The sequence below is a fragment of the Pseudomonas mendocina genome (assembly GCA_037482215.1).
Taxonomy (GTDB): Bacteria; Pseudomonadota; Gammaproteobacteria; order Pseudomonadales; family Pseudomonadaceae; genus Aquipseudomonas; species Aquipseudomonas mendocina_E.
Genome location: CP148074.1, coordinates 2,633,158 through 2,649,962, shown reverse-complemented (window position 1 = coordinate 2,649,962; position 16,805 = coordinate 2,633,158). Strand labels below are relative to the sequence as shown.

At 55.0% G+C, this 16,805-nt stretch carries 17 protein-coding genes and 4 tRNA genes; 12 read left to right on the top strand and 9 right to left on the bottom strand.

The annotated features are described in order from the left end of the window. Positions 1-31 precede the first annotated feature (31 nt). Complete coding sequence (locus tag WG219_12260; protein WXL24121.1) at positions 32-805, top strand: spermidine synthase; 774 nt, start codon at positions 32-34, stop codon at positions 803-805. Here WG219_12260 and WG219_12255 read toward each other — a convergent pair whose 3' ends face one another. Continuing rightward, a complete protein-coding gene (locus tag WG219_12255) occupies positions 806-1,597 on the bottom strand; it encodes a crotonase/enoyl-CoA hydratase family protein (protein ID WXL24120.1) in 792 nt (263 codons plus the stop codon). 344 nt (positions 1,598-1,941) lie between these two features. Between WG219_12255 and WG219_12250 the strand changes: the two genes are divergently transcribed. Continuing rightward, positions 1,942-3,618, top strand: a complete 1,677-nt coding sequence (locus tag WG219_12250) for a DEAD/DEAH box helicase (GenBank protein ID WXL24119.1) — start codon at positions 1,942-1,944, stop codon at positions 3,616-3,618. A 97-nt stretch (positions 3,619-3,715) separates the two neighbouring features. Here WG219_12250 and WG219_12245 read toward each other — a convergent pair whose 3' ends face one another. Further along, entirely contained in the window at positions 3,716-4,486 is a 771-nt protein-coding gene (locus WG219_12245; GenBank protein ID WXL24118.1) for a class III extradiol ring-cleavage dioxygenase, read from the bottom strand. Positions 4,487-4,611: 125 nt separating this feature from the next. Between WG219_12245 and WG219_12240 the strand changes: the two genes are divergently transcribed. Next, a complete protein-coding gene (locus tag WG219_12240) occupies positions 4,612-5,268 on the top strand; it encodes a thiopurine S-methyltransferase (protein ID WXL24117.1) in 657 nt (218 codons plus the stop codon). Positions 5,269-5,320: 52 nt separating this feature from the next. Here WG219_12240 and htpX read toward each other — a convergent pair whose 3' ends face one another. From htpX to WG219_12225, 3 genes are all read right to left on the bottom strand, one after another. Continuing rightward, positions 5,321-6,193 carry a protease HtpX gene (htpX, locus tag WG219_12235; protein WXL24116.1) on the bottom strand — a complete coding sequence of 291 codons (873 nt, stop codon included), beginning with the start codon at positions 6,191-6,193 and terminating at the stop codon, positions 5,321-5,323. Between the two features lie 89 nt (positions 6,194-6,282). Further along, on the bottom strand, positions 6,283-6,735 hold the full coding sequence (locus WG219_12230; protein WXL24115.1) for a hypothetical protein: 453 nt from the start codon (positions 6,733-6,735) through the stop codon (positions 6,283-6,285). Between the two features lie 86 nt (positions 6,736-6,821). Continuing rightward, positions 6,822-8,033 (bottom strand): pyridoxal phosphate-dependent aminotransferase, encoded by a 1,212-nt coding sequence (locus WG219_12225; protein ID WXL24114.1) that lies wholly within the window; start codon positions 8,031-8,033, stop codon positions 6,822-6,824. A 205-nt stretch (positions 8,034-8,238) separates the two neighbouring features. Between WG219_12225 and msrB the strand changes: the two genes are divergently transcribed. From msrB to WG219_12210, 3 genes are all read left to right on the top strand, one after another. Next, positions 8,239-8,634 carry a peptide-methionine (R)-S-oxide reductase MsrB gene (gene msrB, locus WG219_12220; protein ID WXL24113.1) on the top strand — a complete coding sequence of 132 codons (396 nt, stop codon included), beginning with the start codon at positions 8,239-8,241 and terminating at the stop codon, positions 8,632-8,634. 135 nt (positions 8,635-8,769) lie between these two features. Then, on the top strand, positions 8,770-9,255 hold the full coding sequence (locus tag WG219_12215) for a glutathione peroxidase (GenBank protein ID WXL24112.1): 486 nt from the start codon (positions 8,770-8,772) through the stop codon (positions 9,253-9,255). A 5-nt stretch (positions 9,256-9,260) separates the two neighbouring features. Further along, positions 9,261-9,719: a MarR family transcriptional regulator gene (locus tag WG219_12210; protein ID WXL27998.1), complete on the top strand. Its 459-nt coding sequence runs from the start codon at positions 9,261-9,263 to the stop codon at positions 9,717-9,719. On the opposite strand, the gene WG219_12205 is transcribed toward WG219_12210, so the two are convergent. After that, a complete protein-coding gene (locus WG219_12205) occupies positions 9,698-12,007 on the bottom strand; it encodes a response regulator (protein WXL24111.1) in 2,310 nt (769 codons plus the stop codon). The genes WG219_12210 and WG219_12205 overlap by 22 nt on opposite strands. Before the next feature lie 100 nt (positions 12,008-12,107). Here WG219_12205 and WG219_12200 point away from each other — a divergent pair, with 100 nt between their 5' ends. Both WG219_12200 and WG219_12195 read left to right on the top strand, forming a co-directional pair. Then, entirely contained in the window at positions 12,108-13,001 is an 894-nt protein-coding gene (locus WG219_12200) for an ATP-binding protein (GenBank protein WXL24110.1), read from the top strand. Further along, positions 12,994-13,476, top strand: a complete 483-nt coding sequence (locus tag WG219_12195; GenBank protein ID WXL24109.1) for a GAF domain-containing protein — start codon at positions 12,994-12,996, stop codon at positions 13,474-13,476. Before WG219_12200 ends, WG219_12195 begins: the two co-directional genes overlap by 8 nt. Positions 13,477-13,529: 53 nt before the next feature. Here the strand turns inward: WG219_12195 and WG219_12190 are convergent, their stop codons facing one another. Further along, positions 13,530-14,189 carry a glutathione S-transferase family protein gene (locus tag WG219_12190; GenBank protein ID WXL24108.1) on the bottom strand — a complete coding sequence of 220 codons (660 nt, stop codon included), beginning with the start codon at positions 14,187-14,189 and terminating at the stop codon, positions 13,530-13,532. A gap of 34 nt (positions 14,190-14,223) precedes the next feature. Further along, the gene (locus WG219_12185; GenBank protein WXL24107.1) at positions 14,224-14,994 is read right to left on the bottom strand and encodes a hypothetical protein; all 771 of its coding nucleotides are present in this window, start codon (positions 14,992-14,994) and stop codon (positions 14,224-14,226) included. Between the two features lie 224 nt (positions 14,995-15,218). On the opposite strand from WG219_12185, the gene WG219_12180 reads away from it, so the two are divergent. From WG219_12180 to WG219_12165, 4 genes are all read left to right on the top strand, one after another. Next, positions 15,219-15,294, top strand: a tRNA-Glu gene (locus WG219_12180). A gap of 35 nt (positions 15,295-15,329) precedes the next feature. Further along, positions 15,330-15,405, top strand: a tRNA-Gly gene (locus tag WG219_12175). A 44-nt stretch (positions 15,406-15,449) separates the two neighbouring features. Further along, a tRNA-Glu gene (locus WG219_12170) sits at positions 15,450-15,525 on the top strand. 8 nt (positions 15,526-15,533) lie between these two features. Continuing rightward, positions 15,534-15,609: transfer RNA gene (locus WG219_12165), tRNA-Gly, on the top strand. Positions 15,610-15,673: 64 nt separating this feature from the next. On the opposite strand, the gene WG219_12160 is transcribed toward WG219_12165, so the two are convergent. After that, on the bottom strand, positions 15,674-16,744 hold the full coding sequence (locus tag WG219_12160; protein WXL24106.1) for a cysteine synthase family protein: 1,071 nt from the start codon (positions 16,742-16,744) through the stop codon (positions 15,674-15,676). Between the last annotated feature and the right edge of the window lie 61 nt (positions 16,745-16,805).

The following is a 16,805-nucleotide window of genomic DNA, read 5'->3' as shown; positions in this document are numbered from 1 at the left end:
ATGGTCAGGGATGTCATGGTGGAGTGTTCTGATGCCGGGTTTACCCCCAGTCGATCAAATGCCTGAGCCGGTAATGATTGCTGAAGTGCACGATGCGTTCGGGGTTATTCAGGTAGTCGAAATGGGCGCCTATCGCTTTCTCGAATTTGGTGAAGCCATCGAGCAGAGCTGTACCTTTATGCCCGATCCGAGTTGGCTGGAGTACGACTACACCCGCGCCATGCTCATGGCAGCGCTGGCCTGCGAGGCGCCGGAGAGTGCGCTGTTCCTCGGCCTTGGGGCGGGCAATTTGACCCAGGCATGTCTGAAGTTTTTGCCACTGGACGACGTTGAAGTCATCGAGTTGCGCCCGGATGTCCCTCGCTTAGCGATGGAATACATGGGGCTTGCAGATGATCCACGCCTGACCATTCGCATTGGCGATGCGGTTGAACTGTTGGATAGCGCTGAGAAGACAGACTTGCTGTTTGTTGACCTGTACAACGATAACGGCCCGTCCAGCGGACATCTGGCCTGGAAGTTTCTTGAAGACTGTCAGCAGAAGCTCAACCCTGGTGGATGGCTGATCATCAACCAGTGGGCCAGTAATGACGGTAAGCCGTTGGGCGCTGCGTTGTTACGAGGACTGTTTCATCGCCATTACTGGGAGTGCCCGGTGAAGGAGGGCAATGTGGTGCTGATGGTTCCGGCTGATCTGGATCAGTCACTGGATCGTGACCTGCTGCGCCAGCGCAATGCTGCTCTGGCGCCTAAGCTCGGTTATTCCCTTGAGCCGCTGATTCGATGCATTCGCCAAGCTAGCTGATCAACGGCCTTTGAACTCACCCGGCCTGCGTTCCTGCATAGCGCGCAGGCCTTCTTGGGCATCCTCACTGCCAATCAGTCGGGTCGCAACCGCAGGCAGGGCGGCACACGCTGCCGCTTCACCTTCCACAATGGCTTGCCGCGCAGAGGCCAAAGTAGCCTGCACGCCTAATGGCGCTTGGGCTGCGATACGCTGTGCCAGCTTCAGTGCGGTCGGCATCAGGTCTTCGGTGGCCAGTACTTCTTGAACAAGCCCCAGGCGGTAGGCTTCGTGGGCATCAAACGGGTCGCCGGTTAGCAGCCAGCGCATGGCATTGCCCCAGCCAGCTATTCGCGGCAATCGCAGGGTCGCGCCCCCAAAGGGCAGGATGCCGCGCTGAACTTCCATTTGCGCAAAGCGGGTGTTGCTGGCACACAGGTTGATATCAGCCGCCAGCATCAACTCAATACCAATGGTGTAACAGTAGCCTTGTGCCGCGACGATAACGGGCTTGGTTACTCGTTTACCGCCAAATGTGCCCATTGGGTCATAGCCGCCCTCAGGGATTTTCCAGCCAGCGGCCAGTTCGGTGGCGACGTTAGCCAAATCGAGCCCGCCGGTGAAATGTTCGCCATGGGCAAAGAGCAGTGCCACTCGGGCGTCTTGGTCACGTTCGAACTCTCCATAGGCCAGTGCTAGGTCATCCAGCATGGCCATGTCGAAGGCATTTCGCTTGTTGACGCGGTCGAGTCCGATCAGCAAGACATGTCCTAGCTTTTCCCGGGTTACACGTCCTTCTGTGTGGCTGGTCATGGAGAGCTGTCCTCAGCTGAGTGTGTTTTTGTATATTGGTCGCGGCATTTATAGTTTTTTAGCCTACCGTATTGCCTGTTTAATTTCGCAGGAAATCAACACATCAGCCAGGATTTCCGGTATAGTGTGCGCCGGTCAAAACTTGACCACGTTCAGGTAGAGCACATCGCCCGGGGGCAAAACCTCGGCAGCCAGTCCCCCACACGGACTATCCTTGACGATTCATTTATCACCATGTTTTCGCAAATCCCCGCCGACAGAGCTGCCAGGGTGACCTTTTGGTCTTACACGGCATGCGCAGCTTTGGAATATGGGTCTTTTGCGGATGTATTTAAGGCAGACCCATGACCCAGGAAATCGGCGGCTTCGCCGCACTCGGACTTCACCCCAGCATCGTCGCTGCACTGACTGCAATTGGCTACGAAGAGCCGTCGCCTATTCAGTCCCAAGCAATCCCGGTCATTCTTTCCGGGCGCGACATGATTGGGCAAGCTCAAACCGGTACCGGCAAGACCGCTGCTTTTGCTTTGCCTCTGCTGACTAAAATTGATGCAAGCAAGCGTGAACCTCAGGCGCTGATTCTGGCGCCGACCCGCGAACTGGCCCTGCAAGTGGCCACCGCGTTTGAATCCTACTCTAAACAAATGCCCGGCCTGAATGTGGTGGCGGTATACGGTGGCGCGCCAATGGGCCCGCAACTGAAAGCCATTCGCCAGGGGGCTCAAGTAATTGTGGCAACGCCGGGACGTTTGGTTGATCACCTGCGTCGCGACGAAAAGATGCTCTCGACCATCCAGTTCCTGGTGCTGGACGAGGCAGACGAGATGCTCAAATTGGGCTTTATGGATGACCTCGAAGTAATCTTCGAAGCCATGCCGGCCAGCCGTCAGAGCGTACTGTTCTCGGCCACTTTGCCACATTCGATTCGTGCTATTGCTGAAAAGCACCTGCGTGAACCTCAGCACATCAAAATCGCTTCAAAGACTCAGACAGTAACGGCCATTGAGCAGGCGCACCTGATGGTCCACGCGGACCAGAAGCACGCCGCTGTTTTGCGTCTGCTGGAAGTGGAAGAGTTTGATGCGCTGATCGGTTTCGTTCGCACCAAGCAAGCCACTCTGGATCTGGCTGCTGCCCTGGAAGCCAAAGGCTACAAAGCCGCTGCGCTGAACGGTGACATCGCCCAGAACCAGCGTGAGCGCGTAATCGACTCGCTGAAAGACGGTCGTCTCGACATCGTGATTGCAACTGACGTTGCTGCCCGTGGTCTGGACGTGCCGCGTATCACCCACGTGATGAACGTGGACATGCCGTACGATCCGGAATCCTACGTACACCGTATCGGCCGTACTGGTCGTGCAGGTCGTACCGGCCGTGCACTGCTGCTGGTTACGCCGCGTGAACGCCGCATGCTGCAGGTGATTGAGCGTGTAACCGGACAAAAAGTTGGCGAAGTTAAGTTGCCAAACGCTCAGCAGGTTCTGGGTGCACGCATCAAGAAGCTGACTGCAAGCCTGGCGCCGCTGGTTGCTGATGCTGAAGCCACCCACGGTGATCTGCTCGATCGTCTGACCGCTGACATCGGTTGCAGCCCGCGTGCTCTGGCCGCTGCGCTGCTGCGCAAGGCTACCAACGGTCAGGCCCTGAGTCTGGCTGAGGTTGAGCGTGAGCAGCCGCTGGTTCCGGGTGGCCCGCGTGAGCGTTCGGAGCGCTCTGAGCGTGGTCCGCGTCCTGAGCGTGAAGGTGGTCGTGAGCGTCGTGCGCCAATGCCGCTGGCAGAAGGTCGTGCTCGCTGCCGTACTGCACTGGGCGCGCGCGATGGTATCGCCGCCAAGAACCTGCTGGGCGCAATCCTCAACGAGGGTGGTTTGGCACGTGAAGCAATCGGCCGCATTCAGGTGCGCGAGAGCTTCAGTCTGGTTGAGCTTCCAGAAGACGGCCTGGAACGCCTGCTGGCCAAGCTGAAAGACACCCGTGTAGGTGGCAAACCGTTGAAGCTGCGTCGCTATCGCGAAGACTGATCTCTACGGCGTTAAGAAAAAGCCCTGCTCATGCAGGGCTTTTTTGTTTCTGGGTGAGTGGTGCTTGAGTCGTCTGAACCGTTTAAGCGTTGAATGCTCAGGCAAAGCTATAGATATCCATGCCCAGCGTTCCGAATGCGAAACCCGTGTGCTCGACTTTAAAATCACGACCAGCACCCATTGCGAAATACAACGGCAGAAAGTGCTCATCAGTGGGATGACTGCGCACGGCGTTTGGCGCTAGTTGGCGGTAGTTGAGTAGCGCAGAGGTGTCCCGGCGATCCAGCTTTTCTACGACCCAATCGCGAAACGCTTGAGCCCAAGGCTCGACACTATCCGGCCCAGCATAACGATCCATATCCCGCAGGTTGTGTGTGATGCTGCCGGAGCCGATCAGAAGAATGCCCTCTGCGCGTAGATCCTGTAGGACCTCGCCGATACGCAGGATCAATTCAGTGCCATGCTGGCTGGGCAGTGATATCTGCACCACAGGAATATCTGCCTGCGGGTACATCAGTCGTAGGGGAACCCAGGTTCCATGGTCAAACGGGCGTTGCGCATCAAGCGTTGCCGGCAGACCGGCTTCGTTCAGGCGTTGGGCTATGTCTGCGGCCAGCTGTGGCTGGCCGGGGGCAGGGTACTGAAGTTCATAAAGTGCCTGAGGGAAGCCGCCGAAGTCATGCCAGGTTGCAGGCTGGCTACCGCTGCTGATGCGCAGGTCATTGCTTTCCCAATGCGCGGAGACCACCACAATTGCCTTCGGTCGTGGCAGTTGGGCGGCGAGCCTGGTCAGGACTGGGCCGGTTTCGCCCGGCATCAACGCGATCATTGGCGATCCGTGTGAAATAAACAGGCTTGGCATTAACATGGCGAACACCTCCATACACTAATGTCCTATTTTCGATCACCTGCGGGGTGGTTAAAAGCTGAATAGTTGGGGCATTCGTATCGGGTAATTTGATTTGAAGCCTTGTAGGGGATCTGGGAGTTCGTATGCACGCAGAGTTTTGGCATCGCCGCTGGGCACGCAGTGAGATTGGCTTTCATCAGCGGGAGGTGAACGCTGACCTTGTACAACATTGGCCTGCGTTGCAGCTTTATTCAGGGGATCAGGTGTTTGTGCCGTTATGCGGCAAGAGTCTGGATATGGTTTGGCTGTCCGCTCAGGGGCTGCAAGTGCTTGGCATTGAGCTTTCACAGGTGGCCGTTGAGGACTTTTTTAAGGAGCAAGGGCTGCAGCCTGAGGTGACTGAAGCGGGGGCGTTCAGGTGTTATGAGGCAGAAAGGTTACGGATTTTTTGTGGTGATTTTTTTGCACTGACGGCTGAGCACGTCGAGGCTTGTCGCGGCATTTATGATCGTGCAGCACTGATTGCACTGCCGCCGGAGATGAGGGCGCGGTATGTAGCGCATCTCAGCCAGATTATGCCCCGTGGCTGCCAGTCACTGTTGGTGACGTTGGATTATCCGCAAGAGCAGATGTCGGGCCCACCTTTTGCGGTGAGTGATGAGGAAGTACAGCGGTTATTCAGTCCAGATTGGGACGTTGAGCGGTTACAGCAGCTAGATGTATTAGGCGGTAACTGGCGTTTTTTAGAGAAGGGCTTGAGTCGTTTGGAGGAGAACGTCTATCGCTTAATAAGGGCGTAAGGACATTCTTGCGTAAAAAGGCGGCTCGAGGGCCGCCTTTTTCGTGGCGCTGTTAGCCGCGCTGGCGCAGGGCTTCGATACGGTCTTCCAGTGGTGGGTGGCTCATCAGCAAGCCAGCCAGACCATTTTTCAGGCCGCCGTTGATGCCAAAGGCTGTCAGGCTGCTTGGCATGTTTACCGGTACTTCCTGCTCGGCGCGTAGGCGCTGCAAGGCTGCAATCATGGCACCGGTGCTGGCCAGGCGCGCACCAGCTTCATCCGCTTTGTATTCACGCTTACGCGAGAACCACATAACGATGATGCTGGCCAGGATGCCCAGTACCAGTTCCGCGAAGATAGTGGCAACAAAGTAACCAATGCCTTGGCCTTCTTCGTTTTTCAGGATCACCTTGTCAACGAAGTTACCGAAGATACGGGCGAAGAACATAACAAAGGTGTTCACAACGCCCTGGATCAGAGCCAAGGTCACCATGTCACCGTTAGCTACGTGGCCAATTTCGTGGGCCAGTACCGCACGCACTTCATCTGGTGAGAAACGTTCCAGCAGGCCTTGGCTGACCGCAACCAGTGCGTCGTTCTTGTTCCAGCCTGTGGCAAATGCATTGGACTCATAGGCCGGGAAGATACCGACTTCCGGCATTTTGATACCCGCTTCGCGGGACAGCTCTTCCACGGTTTGCAGCAGCCATTGCTCATGGCGTGTGCGTGGTTGGGTGATGATTTCAGTCTTGGTGCTCATCTTCGCCATCCATTTGGACAGGAACAGCGAAACCAGCGAGCCGGCGAAACCGAACACGGCGCAGAAAACCAAAAGGCTTCCGTAGTTCTGGCCGGTGAAGCGGTCAACCCCAAGCAATTTCAGGGTGATGCTGGCAATGATCAACACTGCAATGTTGGTGGCCAGGAACAGCATAATGCGCATCATGGTGTGTAGAGACTCCTCACGGGTGAAACTATTGGTTATTGCCGGCTATATAAGGGCGGCTACCCTGGTTCTTCAACTGAGCTTCTATTTCAAACTATGTCGCTTGTGCTGCTCAGATTGCTTTCAAAGAGTAGACGGGTCAGTCGTGCAACACGTTCACTGTTACGTTGAGAAAGTGCCTCACGTAACTGAAAAGCAAGTGTACCCCTTGTCCTACGTACACTAGGTGGGAGCTGTTGCTCAGAATCGACAGCGAATGGCACGGCCCGGGTGAGACGCATGAAAGACTTTTCTGTCAGCACTGCTTGATCCAAAGCGTCGTAACCGATCGTCGAATCGAAGCGAATGTACCCCTCATCCGCAAGCCATAGCAGAGCGCCCAGGCAGCTTTGGTGGCGGGGTGTGGGGAGGCCGAACTCGTCAGGTTCTTCCCGGCCGATCAGGTCTTCAACATATAGGGCGGATTTGCAGGGAAACGCCTGATACAAGGCCAGCAGACCTGCGGCGGCATCTTTATAGAAGTCGTCTATCTGCAAATCCATCCAGTTATTTCCATTGCTGAAATTAAGGTGAAAAGTGGCCGGTGCACGGCCAGCTGTATCTGGGCGTGCGCCGGCTCATTCCCTGTTTACTGTTTGTAAGTTTTGAGGAAACTGCCGATGCGTGTGATGGCGGCTTCAAGGTCATCAACACGGGGCAGGGTAACCACACGGAAGTGGTCAGGCCATGGCCAGTTGAAGGCAGTGCCTTGAACGACCAGCAGTTTTTCCGAGAGCAGCAGGTCCAGTACGAATTTTTCGTCGTTATGGATCGGGCAGACTTTCGGGTCGATTTTGGGGAAGGCATACAATGCGCCCATTGGCTTCACGCAGCTCACGCCAGGGATGTTGTTGAGCAGCTCCCAGGCTCGGTTGCGTTGTTCCAGCAGGCGGCCGCCGGGAAGAACCAGGTCGTTAATGCTTTGATAACCGCCCAGAGCTGTCTGGATGGCGTGCTGACTCGGTACGTTGGCGCACAGGCGCATGTTCGCCAGAATGTCGATGCCTTCAATATAGCTCTTAGCCTGATGCTTAGGGCCGGAAATGGCGATCCAGCCGGAGCGGAAGCCCGCCACGCGGTAGGACTTGGACAGGCCGTTGAAGGTCAGGCAGAGCACGTCTGGTGCCAGTGAAGCGGTGGAGATGTGCTGGGCTTCGTCGTAGAGAATCTTGTCGTAGATTTCGTCAGAGAACAGCACCAAGTTGTGCTGGCGTGCCAGCTCAACGATGTCCATCAGAACTTCTTTGGAATACACCGCGCCCGTCGGGTTGTTCGGGTTGATCAGTACCAATGCTTTGGTGTTTGGCGTGATCTTCGCCTTCATATCGGCGATATCCGGGAACCAGCCTGCTTGCTCGTCGCACAGGTAGTGCACTGGATTGCCGCCCGCCAAGGCTACCGAGGCCGTCCACAGTGGGTAGTCGGGAGCAGGAATCAGTACTTCATCGCCATTATTGAGCAGGGCCTGCATGGCCATGACGATCAGCTCGGAGACACCGTTACCCAAGTAAATGTCTTCAATGCCAACGCCTTCTACCTGCTTTTGCTGGTAGTACTGCATCACTGCTTTACGGGCGCTGAACAGGCCTTTTGAATCACTGTAGCCTTGTGCCGTAGGCAGGTTACGGATGACATCACGAAGAATTTCGTCAGGCGCTTCAAAACCAAACGGCGCCGGGTTGCCGATGTTCAGCTTGAGGATTCGATGTCCTTCTTCCTCCAGGCGTTTGGCGTGCTTGAGCACCGGCCCGCGGATGTCATAGCAAACGTTGGCGAGCTTGTTGGATTTGCTGAACTGCATGATAGGGTCCTGATATGAGGAAATACCGCACTTCAACCCGGTGGCGCAGGTCTGGAAACTGCCGAGCGGCGGTGCCGCTTCGATACCTACTGCTGCCGAGCCTTGGCAGGTTGTGGTGCGGGTGACAGACTGAGCGCGAATGATACGTCGCAGCCTGGCCTAGGCAAAGGTGCAGGCCGGGCTTTTTTCAGTTGAGGAGTGGGTCATGGATAAATTGGATAAGCCTCTGGACGCTTGGCGCGAGGAACTTACCGAAGAGCAATTTCATATTTGCCGGCTAGGCGGCACGGAACGGGCATTCACCGGTAAGTACCATGACAGCAAAACGCCGGGTGTCTATCACTGCGCGTGCTGTAAAACGGCCTTGTTCGATTCCGACGCTAAATATGATTCTGGAAGCGGTTGGCCCAGCTATTTCCAGCCCGTGAATGATCAGGTCATTCGTAGCGTGGATGATTTCAGCCATGGGATGCATCGGATCGAAGTTAAATGCGCGAACTGTGATGCCCACCTCGGTCACGTGTTTCCAGATGGCCCTACGCCGACCGGTTTGCGCTATTGCATCAACTCAGCGTCATTGAACTTGGTCGAGCGGACTTAAGGTTGTGGTGGTGCGAGGCGCGTTATTTTGAGCGAAACAGGCCCGTAATCAGCGGGCCTTATTTTTATAGAAATAGATTGTGTGCAATTTAATTGTTGGCTAGCTTCACTGGGGTCAACAAACGGAGGCTGCAGTATGAGTAATCAGCTACTGGACATACCCCTTACTGCCATCAGTGGGGAGCAGAAGACGCTGTCAGACTTTGGCGGGCGGGCATTCCTTGTTGTTAATACAGCAAGCAAGTGCGGTTTTACGCCCCAGTACAAAGGCTTGGAGCAGCTCTGGGAGCGCTACAAAGAAAAGGGGTTGGTGGTGCTAGGCTTCCCTTGCAATCAGTTCGGCAAACAGGAGCCCGGCGATGAAACAGCTATTTCACAGTTCTGTGAGTTGAACTTTGGCGTTAGCTTTCCGTTGTTCCGCAAAATTGAGGTAAACGGTAACAATGCTCATCCGCTGTTTGTCAGTTTGAAGAAGCAAGCACCGGGGGTGCTGGGCAGCCAGGCGATCAAATGGAATTTCACCAAGTTTCTGGTGAGCGCTGACGGTCGTCAGGTCAAGCGATTCTCGCCGATGTGCAAGCCTGAAGAGCTGACTAGCGAGATAGAAGCGTTGTTGAAATGACTGAAATGAAAGCAGGTGATGCGAGTCTGCGGCTGGATAATCAGCTGTGTTTCAAGCTGTATGCAGCGTCGCGCCTAGTGACGCGTGCTTACCAACCGATGCTGACTCAGTTGGGCCTGACTTACCCGCAGTACCTTGTGATGTTGGTACTGTGGGAGTGGCATCAGCAGCCATCTGAGCAGCCAACGGTTAAAGCGCTGGGGGCGCGGTTACTGTTGGACTCTGGCACACTGACGCCGCTGCTAAAGCGCTTACAAGGCCAAGGGCTGCTGGAGCGTAAGCGGTCTTCAGCAGATGAGCGTGAGGTGCACTTGGCGCTTAGCGAAGCAGGCTGGAGCCTTTATGCCAAGGCTCTGCCGCTTAAGCACCAACTGCTCTGTGATCGTCAAGTGGAGTCGCAGTCCCTTGAGGGTTTACGTCAGCAGCTGGATGGTGTGCTGGCTCAGTTGCTATCCAGCCAGTGAGCCAGCAATTGGCCAAGTTCGTCTTTGCGGAAAGGTTTGGCCAGGTAATCATTCATACCTGCTTTCTCACAGCGTTCGCGCTCGTCCGAAAGGGCGTTGGCAGTTAGGGCTATGATCGGCAGCCCCTTGAATTCTGACCGCTGGCGAATTTGCCGGGTGGTTTCGTACCCGTCCATGACGGGCATGTTGCAGTCCATCAGCACCAGGTCAACGTGGTGCCTGTCGAGCAATCGCAGCGCTTCCCCACCATGGTTGGCCAGCAGTATTTTGTAACCCAGCTTGCTTAGCATGCCTTTGGCAACCAACTGGTTAACCGGGTTGTCCTCCACTAACAACAGTGTGAACTGTTGGTTGTCATGGGGTTCTGTGCTGCACTGAGGTGCTTGGTCTTCTCGACGGTTCAGGGAGTGACCAAGCGCTTGCAACAGTGCCTGGCGGCTTAGCGGGCGCGCCAGTTGGATAATTGGATTGAGACTGGCTACTTGTTGAGGTGTTAAGAATTGCCCGTATGCACTGACCAGAATGACCGGTATCTGACTGTGGGTTCGCAATTCGCTCAGCCGTTGAGGGCAGTCGCTGATAATCAAGTCAGCATTGAGGTTTTGGAGCGCGTTGTTGTAATCAAGTTGCTGGTAGTCCAACCCCCAGCTTGGGAGCAAGCTAGCAAGCTGCTCGCTGAGACCTGAGCTGTTGGGGCTCATGACTAAAACGCGGCCTTGAATTGAGGGCAGAATCAGTGCATTGCCCTGTGGTTTGAGGGGTAAATCCACATAAAAAGTGCTACCAAAACCTTCCTGCGTTTTAAGCCTGAGCTGACCCTGCATGGCTTCGCACAGACGGCGGGTCAGGGCGAGCCCCAGACCAGTGCCGCCATACTGTCGGGTAATGTCGACGCCCGCTTGGGTAAAGGGCTGGAAAATACGACTCTGGGCTTCTTCGGCAATCCCGATGCCGGTGTCACGGACAACGATCTGTACGCCTTTTTCGCTCGACTTGACACTGATGTCGACCCGTCCGAAACGTGTGAACTTCAAAGCGTTGGAGAGCAGGTTGCTGACAATTTGTCTAACTCGGGTCGGGTCGCCTAAGAGCAACGGAGGCAGGTATGGGTCAATCAGGCAGGTCAGTTCTACGCCCGCTGCCGTGTTTTGCGAAAGTAGACTGGCCGTTTCCTCAACAATACCGCCTAGGTCGAAGGGGATGTGCTCAAGTTCAAGCTGGCCTGCTTCGAATTTAGACAGGTCCAGAATGTCGTTCAACAACTCCACCAGAACCTTACCGGAGTTGTGCGCAATCGACAGCTGTTGGCGTTGTTCGTCGCTGAGTGGCCCATCCAGGGATAACGCCAGCATGCCGAGCAGGCCGTTAAGGGGGGTACGAATTTCATGGCTCATGTTGGCCAGGAAGGCCGAGCGAGCTTGAGCCATGTCCAGCGCAATACGCTTGGCGTCCTGTAACTCGCGGTTGGAGTCAAGGAGTCGCCGGTTGGCAGCCTCCAGCTCACGGGTGCGTGAGGAGATGATGTCTTCAAGCTCTGTCAGGTAGTGCGTCAGGCGGTTCTCGGCCTGGTGCCGTTGTTCGATCTCGGAAGTGATGCTGCTCAGCTGGCGGTTGGTGACATCAACCAGCACGCCGATCTCGTCGCGTTCGTGGCCAGGCGGATAAGGGAGTTTTTCAGCCTTGGGGTTGCGCAGGTCACGCTCACTGAGGGCACTGATAAAACCGGTCAGCGGTTTAGTCAGCATGAAGTAGAAAAGCACCAGCAGTATCAGCGAGAGCAACAAACTGCGAGCGAAACCCGTGCCGATGGTGAGCATGGAGCGGCGCAGAAAGTTGCTCCCAAAGGCATAGGTGTCGACTTCAAGAATCAATTTGCCCAGAGCCTCATTCGGGGCATGATTGATATATAACGTGCTCTCAAAAATACGGCGTTGGCCGAACAGGAAATCGCTGATCGGTCGGTAGCTGCTTTGCAGCGTGGGACGGCTGACGCTGGAGAGCACTTGATGGGTGTTATCAATCACCTGAGCGCGCACGACAGCAGGGGAACGTAGTAGGCCCAGCACCAGTTCCTGAGCAAGCTCGGCATCAATGTTGTAGGTGATGCGCGCGGCAGGGTTGTGGCTGATGTCCATCAGGGCGTTGATTTCGCGGTTGATGGAGGCATCTTCGCTGGCATAGTCGATGCTGACTTGCACCAAACTAAGGAGGGTGCCGAGGATAAAGGCTACCAACACAGTTAAGCCTGCCTGCTTGTAGGACAGGCGTTGGGTTAGCGCGATATCCATAACGGTATTGTTTATTCCCTGATCGGTTGTGCGTGTAGCATAGCCGATCTGCGTTGATCGAAGGCAGTGGCAACGCTGTTTGTAAATTTCGGAGTAGAGCGTGGACGTAATTTTGCAGAACTTCTTGTCACGGGCAGAAGCCGTGATGGCGCGTATCGAACCGTTGTTACCTGCACAGCGCGAAGCAATCGACTGGCAGACTACGCTGGCTGCACGTTGGCAGCGAGAAGGGCGAACGGGGTACCTGCTGCCGCTCAAGGTGAGTCTGGATATACGTTTGGATGACCTGCTGGGGGTTGACCGCCAGCGCGACCAGTTGGCACGCAATACCAACCAGTTCGTCAGCGGTCTTCCTGCTAACCACGCCTTGTTATGGGGAGCGAGGGGCACTGGTAAATCGTCCTTGGTCCGCGCTCTTTTGGCAGAGCATGCGGAGGCGGGGCTGAGGCTGATCGAGATCGAGCGGGATCACCTATCGGATCTGCCGCGCGTCGTTGAGCTCCTCAGCGGGCTGTCACAACGCTTTATAGTGTTTTGCGATGACTTGTCCTTTGAGGCAGGCGAGGGTGACTATCGGGTGCTGAAATCAGTGCTGGACGGATCGCTGGAGCGTGCGCCAGATAACGTTGTGTTGTATGCCACCTCTAACCGGCGCCATCTGGTGCCGGAAAAGCAGAGTGACAACGATAATTGGCAGCATATCGACGGTGAGTTGCATCCAAACGAAGCGGTTGAAGACAAAATCGCATTGTCAGATCGCTTTGGCCTGTGGGTTTCGTTTTATCCATTCAGCCAAGAGCATTTTCTCGACGTGGTTCGGCATTGGGTTGGTGTCCATGCCAATCAGGCGGGTTTGAGCTGGCAGTGGCATGAGGACCTGGAAAAGGCCGCAATCCGCTGGGCGCTGGCCCGTGGCAACCGCAATGGCCGTTGCGCCTATCAATTCGCCCGTGATTGGGTGGGTATGAAATTACTGAGTAAGCACGATGATTGATTTGCAACAAAGTGGGCAGGGCCTGGATGGCTATCCATTGCTGGAAGCACAATTGCAGGCTTTGTTAGCGGATGAGCGTGATTTTGTCGCTAATGCGGCGCAATTTTCGGCTTTCCTGTTTCAGGAACTGAGTGATTTGAACTGGGCGGGTTTTTACCTGGCTCGTGACAATCAACTGGTGCTGGGGCCTTTTCAGGGTAAAGTTGCCTGTGTACGTATTCCATTCGGCAGGGGCGTATGCGGGACGGCTGCAGCCACTCGACAAACACAGCGTGTTGAAGATGTGCATGCATTTGCCGGTCACATTGCTTGCGACAGCGCGTCAAACAGTGAGTTGGTGGTGCCTCTAATCAAGGATGGCCGTCTGATCGGCGTGTTGGATCTGGATAGCCCAACACTAGGGCGCTTCAGTGAAGTTGATCAGGCTGGAGTAGAACGACTGGCTCAGGTATTTCTTGAGTTAACAGATTGCTGAGTCTACTTGAAAAAGCCCGGGTAACCGGGCTTTTTGCTGATTGTCAGGCTGTGCTATTTGCCGGTCATTTTGGCAATCACTTTCTGTTCGCTGGCAATCATGCTTGCGGCTGTTTCCCGTGCTTTGATGCGTTCGAAGTGGGCGTGGAGCTTGGGCCAGCGATGAGCGTCTAGCTGTTCATTGGCGTGTTGCAGGTTAACCAACTGGGTGGCAACCGCCAGATCGGCGAGGGTCAGTTTGCCGCCAACAAAATAGTCGGCATCGCCTAAGAGCTTTTCTAGATAATCAAAATGAGGCGGGAGCTTCTGTGTCAACGCTTTTTGCGCGGCGTCCTCATCACATTGTTGACCGATTGATGGCAGAACAATACGGTTCCGAAAAACAGCGAACGTGCTTAGTGGTGCAACCTCGTAATCGGCATATTTCTCGATCCAACGGACTTTGGCTCGTTCTTCAGGAGTGTCACCAAGCAGTTGAAGGCTTTGTGGGTACTTATCTTCTATGTACTGGCAGATGACGCTTGAATCCGCGAGGGTGGTATCCCCGTCTCTAAGCGCGGGTATTCGTCCCAGTGGGCTCAGCTCTGAAAACCATGCTGGCTGGTTGAAGGGCAGAACAATCTCAAGTTGGTAGTCCAGTCCCTTTTCAGCAAGCAGCAGGCGGACTTTACGTACGAACGGCGACAGTGGTGCGCCGTAAACTGTCAAACTCATGCGGGCTACTCCCAGGCGCCAGCGGCGCGTTTGTTTAGTCGTAGATGTTCTTCTTTTTCCACTCTTCGTCGCTGCCGAGCGAATCGAGTCCAGTATTGAGTTCGCTTTGCTGGCTGCTGGAACGTTTGATGTTGTCCAAGACCAAGGCATTGGCTCGGGCTAACTGGTCTTCGAACTTTTTCAGTGCTTCTTTATAGGGGTTTGGCTCAGGTTGCTTGCTCAGATATTGAACGCCCCGCTCGAAAGCTAGGCGTGCTTGACCGGGCATGTTCTTTTGCAGGGCTTGCAGGCCTAGGTTGTTAAACAGCTCGATGTGCACCTGACAGAGCATGTGTCGAATTTGACCGACCCAGTGTTTGCCCTCTGCCACTGTGATCACGCCATCCTTAACGGCTCGTGTCAGCTGGCCGTGCAACGTCTCAAGTTGATAGCGGATGTCTTTGCCCTTGGCTTCACTGGAAATGTGTTCCTGCGGGTTGCTAATGGTGATGGACTCACCGAGCTTCTGCTGCTGCCGAAGCACCTCTAAATTAGCAAGGGCATCTTTATCGTTTTTGTTCAGGCCAATTAGACGATCGCAAATATGTATTTGCAGACGGATCAGCAGCTGCTTGAGGGCAGGGGACATAAGTTGTCCAGGAAGGGTTTCGTTTAGGTCGCCACACCGGCGCAGACGATCGGTAAGGTCGGCACGCATGCGAGCCTTCTCGATCTTGTTGGCTTCAACCATCTGGTTGATATAGGCGATCGCCAGTAGAAGGACGACTCCACCTATTACCAGGGAGGTAATAAAGAGTGGGGACATAGGTTGGCCTCTCGGTCACCGGTTTTGGCCCGAGTGTAGTGTGTAAGCATGGTTGGAGATAGTGTTTTGCTGGCACCAGAACATGAAGTCTTTGATTTATAAATTTTTTTTCAAAGAAAGGTTGACGACTTCTAATTCCATCCATAGAATGCGCGCCACTTCCAGCGCAAAGCCTCACAGCAGAGCGGTTAGGAAGCCGGATAGAGAAGTGATTTCCGGGCAATGTCCCCTTCGTCTAGTGGCCTAGGACACCGCCCTTTCACGGCGGTAACAGGGGTTCGAGTCCCCTAGGGGACGCCACTTCCAAAAGAAGTGTGTTGTACCAAGTTGTAAATGCGGGAATAGCTCAGTTGGTAGAGCACGACCTTGCCAAGGTCGGGGTCGCGAGTTCGAGTCTCGTTTCCCGCTCCAGTTTCAGAAACGCTGTTGAGGCAGAGTTTCAAATAAGTTCCAAGGTCCCCTTCGTCTAGTGGCCTAGGACACCGCCCTTTCACGGCGGTAACAGGGGTTCGAGTCCCCTAGGGGACGCCAATTTGTACGCGGGAATAGCTCAGTTGGTAGAGCACGACCTTGCCAAGGTCGGGGTCGCGAGTTCGAGTCTCGTTTCCCGCTCCAAATAAACAAAAAAGCCGCTCATATGAGCGGCTTTTTTGTTTGTTCTCTAGTCTGTTTAGAAGGCTTATGCCGATTTAGCGTGTGGCCCTAGCGGTGATGCGTAGCCTGCCTGAATAATCCTTGTCCGTTTGCAGAGAATCTGCTCTAACTCGGCCGCGACTGAGCTATTCATCAGTTTGTGTGTATACATCCACTCGTCATTGAACACTGTGTCGAGGTACTTCTCGCCGCCATCGCAAACCAGGACTACTGAGGTGCTGTCGGAGCGTTGCCCGCGGGCCTGCTTGAGGGCGTGATAGATAACGCCTCCGGCTGAGCCGCCAACAAGGATGCCATGGTGTCGAGCGAGGTAACGCGCTGTTTCAAATGCTTGGCTGTCGCTGACCCTGATGCCTTCATCAATGAGTTCGTAATCAATCAGTTTGCCGATCTCGGCTCCGGCCGGAGTACCGGTACCTGATTGATGGTAGGGCGCACCTGTGCCCCCGAATATCACAGACCCAACGGGCTCCACGCCGACAATTTTCAGGTTGGGAATCGATGTTCTCAGGGCGCGTCCTGTTCCACAGAGTGAGCCGCCAGTACCAATGGCGCCGATCAGCGTACTAATTTTGTCGCCAAGTGCACGATGCAGCTCATGGGCAAGAGCCGTATAGCCGTTGGCATTACCGGGATTATTGTGTTGTTGGGTCCAGTAGGCACCATGCTCATGGGCTATACGTTCGGCGGTGGCATCTCTGTCCGCAGTCGCCAGACCACCCTCTGGGCTGCCAACGCGAACCAGCTCGGCACCATAGGCCTGCATGCCCCGCAGTTTTTCGATGCTGGAGTGATGGTCGACAACGGCTGTGAAGCGGTAGCCCCGCTCTGCGGCAATCAGGGCCAGGCCTAAACCGGTGTTGCCTGAAGTTGATTCGACAATCCAGCCGCCGGGTTGGAGTTTTCCTTGTGCTTCGGCTTCATCAATCATTTGCCGCGCCATGCGTATTTTCGCGGTGGCCGTTGGATTGTACTGCTCAAGTTTCAGTAAGACGCGACCGCTGCCCGGAGCGACCGGCAACTCCAGCAGAGGTGTGTCACCGATCAGATCAGAGACGCGGGATTTAATGGGGGCAGGACTCTCAATAGCATGCATAACCAACTCCGTGGTTGCTGTAGTAGCTTAAAAATGTGTGGGATGTTTGTTTCCTGAATGT

Bases quoted from the DNA above. Each gene is read 5' to 3' on its own strand.
- WG219_12260 (WXL24121.1), top strand. From the start codon at position 32: ATGCCGGGTTTACCCCCAGTCGATCAAATGCCTGAGCCGGTAATGATT.
- WG219_12255 (WXL24120.1), bottom strand. From the start codon at position 1,597: ATGACCAGCCACACAGAAGGACGTGTAACCCGGGAAAAGCTAGGACAT.
- WG219_12250 (WXL24119.1), top strand. From the start codon at position 1,942: ATGACCCAGGAAATCGGCGGCTTCGCCGCACTCGGACTTCACCCCAGC.
- WG219_12245 (WXL24118.1), bottom strand. From the start codon at position 4,486: ATGTTAATGCCAAGCCTGTTTATTTCACACGGATCGCCAATGATCGCG.
- WG219_12240 (WXL24117.1), top strand. From the start codon at position 4,612: ATGCACGCAGAGTTTTGGCATCGCCGCTGGGCACGCAGTGAGATTGGC.
- htpX (WXL24116.1), bottom strand. From the start codon at position 6,193: ATGATGCGCATTATGCTGTTCCTGGCCACCAACATTGCAGTGTTGATC.
- WG219_12230 (WXL24115.1), bottom strand. From the start codon at position 6,735: ATGGATTTGCAGATAGACGACTTCTATAAAGATGCCGCCGCAGGTCTG.
- WG219_12225 (WXL24114.1), bottom strand. From the start codon at position 8,033: ATGCAGTTCAGCAAATCCAACAAGCTCGCCAACGTTTGCTATGACATC.
- msrB (WXL24113.1), top strand. From the start codon at position 8,239: ATGGATAAATTGGATAAGCCTCTGGACGCTTGGCGCGAGGAACTTACC.
- WG219_12215 (WXL24112.1), top strand. From the start codon at position 8,770: ATGAGTAATCAGCTACTGGACATACCCCTTACTGCCATCAGTGGGGAG.
- WG219_12210 (WXL27998.1), top strand. From the start codon at position 9,261: ATGAAAGCAGGTGATGCGAGTCTGCGGCTGGATAATCAGCTGTGTTTC.
- WG219_12205 (WXL24111.1), bottom strand. From the start codon at position 12,007: ATGGATATCGCGCTAACCCAACGCCTGTCCTACAAGCAGGCAGGCTTA.
- WG219_12195 (WXL24109.1), top strand. From the start codon at position 12,994: ATGATTGATTTGCAACAAAGTGGGCAGGGCCTGGATGGCTATCCATTG.
- WG219_12190 (WXL24108.1), bottom strand. From the start codon at position 14,189: ATGAGTTTGACAGTTTACGGCGCACCACTGTCGCCGTTCGTACGTAAA.
- WG219_12185 (WXL24107.1), bottom strand. From the start codon at position 14,994: ATGTCCCCACTCTTTATTACCTCCCTGGTAATAGGTGGAGTCGTCCTT.
- WG219_12160 (WXL24106.1), bottom strand. From the start codon at position 16,744: ATGCATGCTATTGAGAGTCCTGCCCCCATTAAATCCCGCGTCTCTGAT.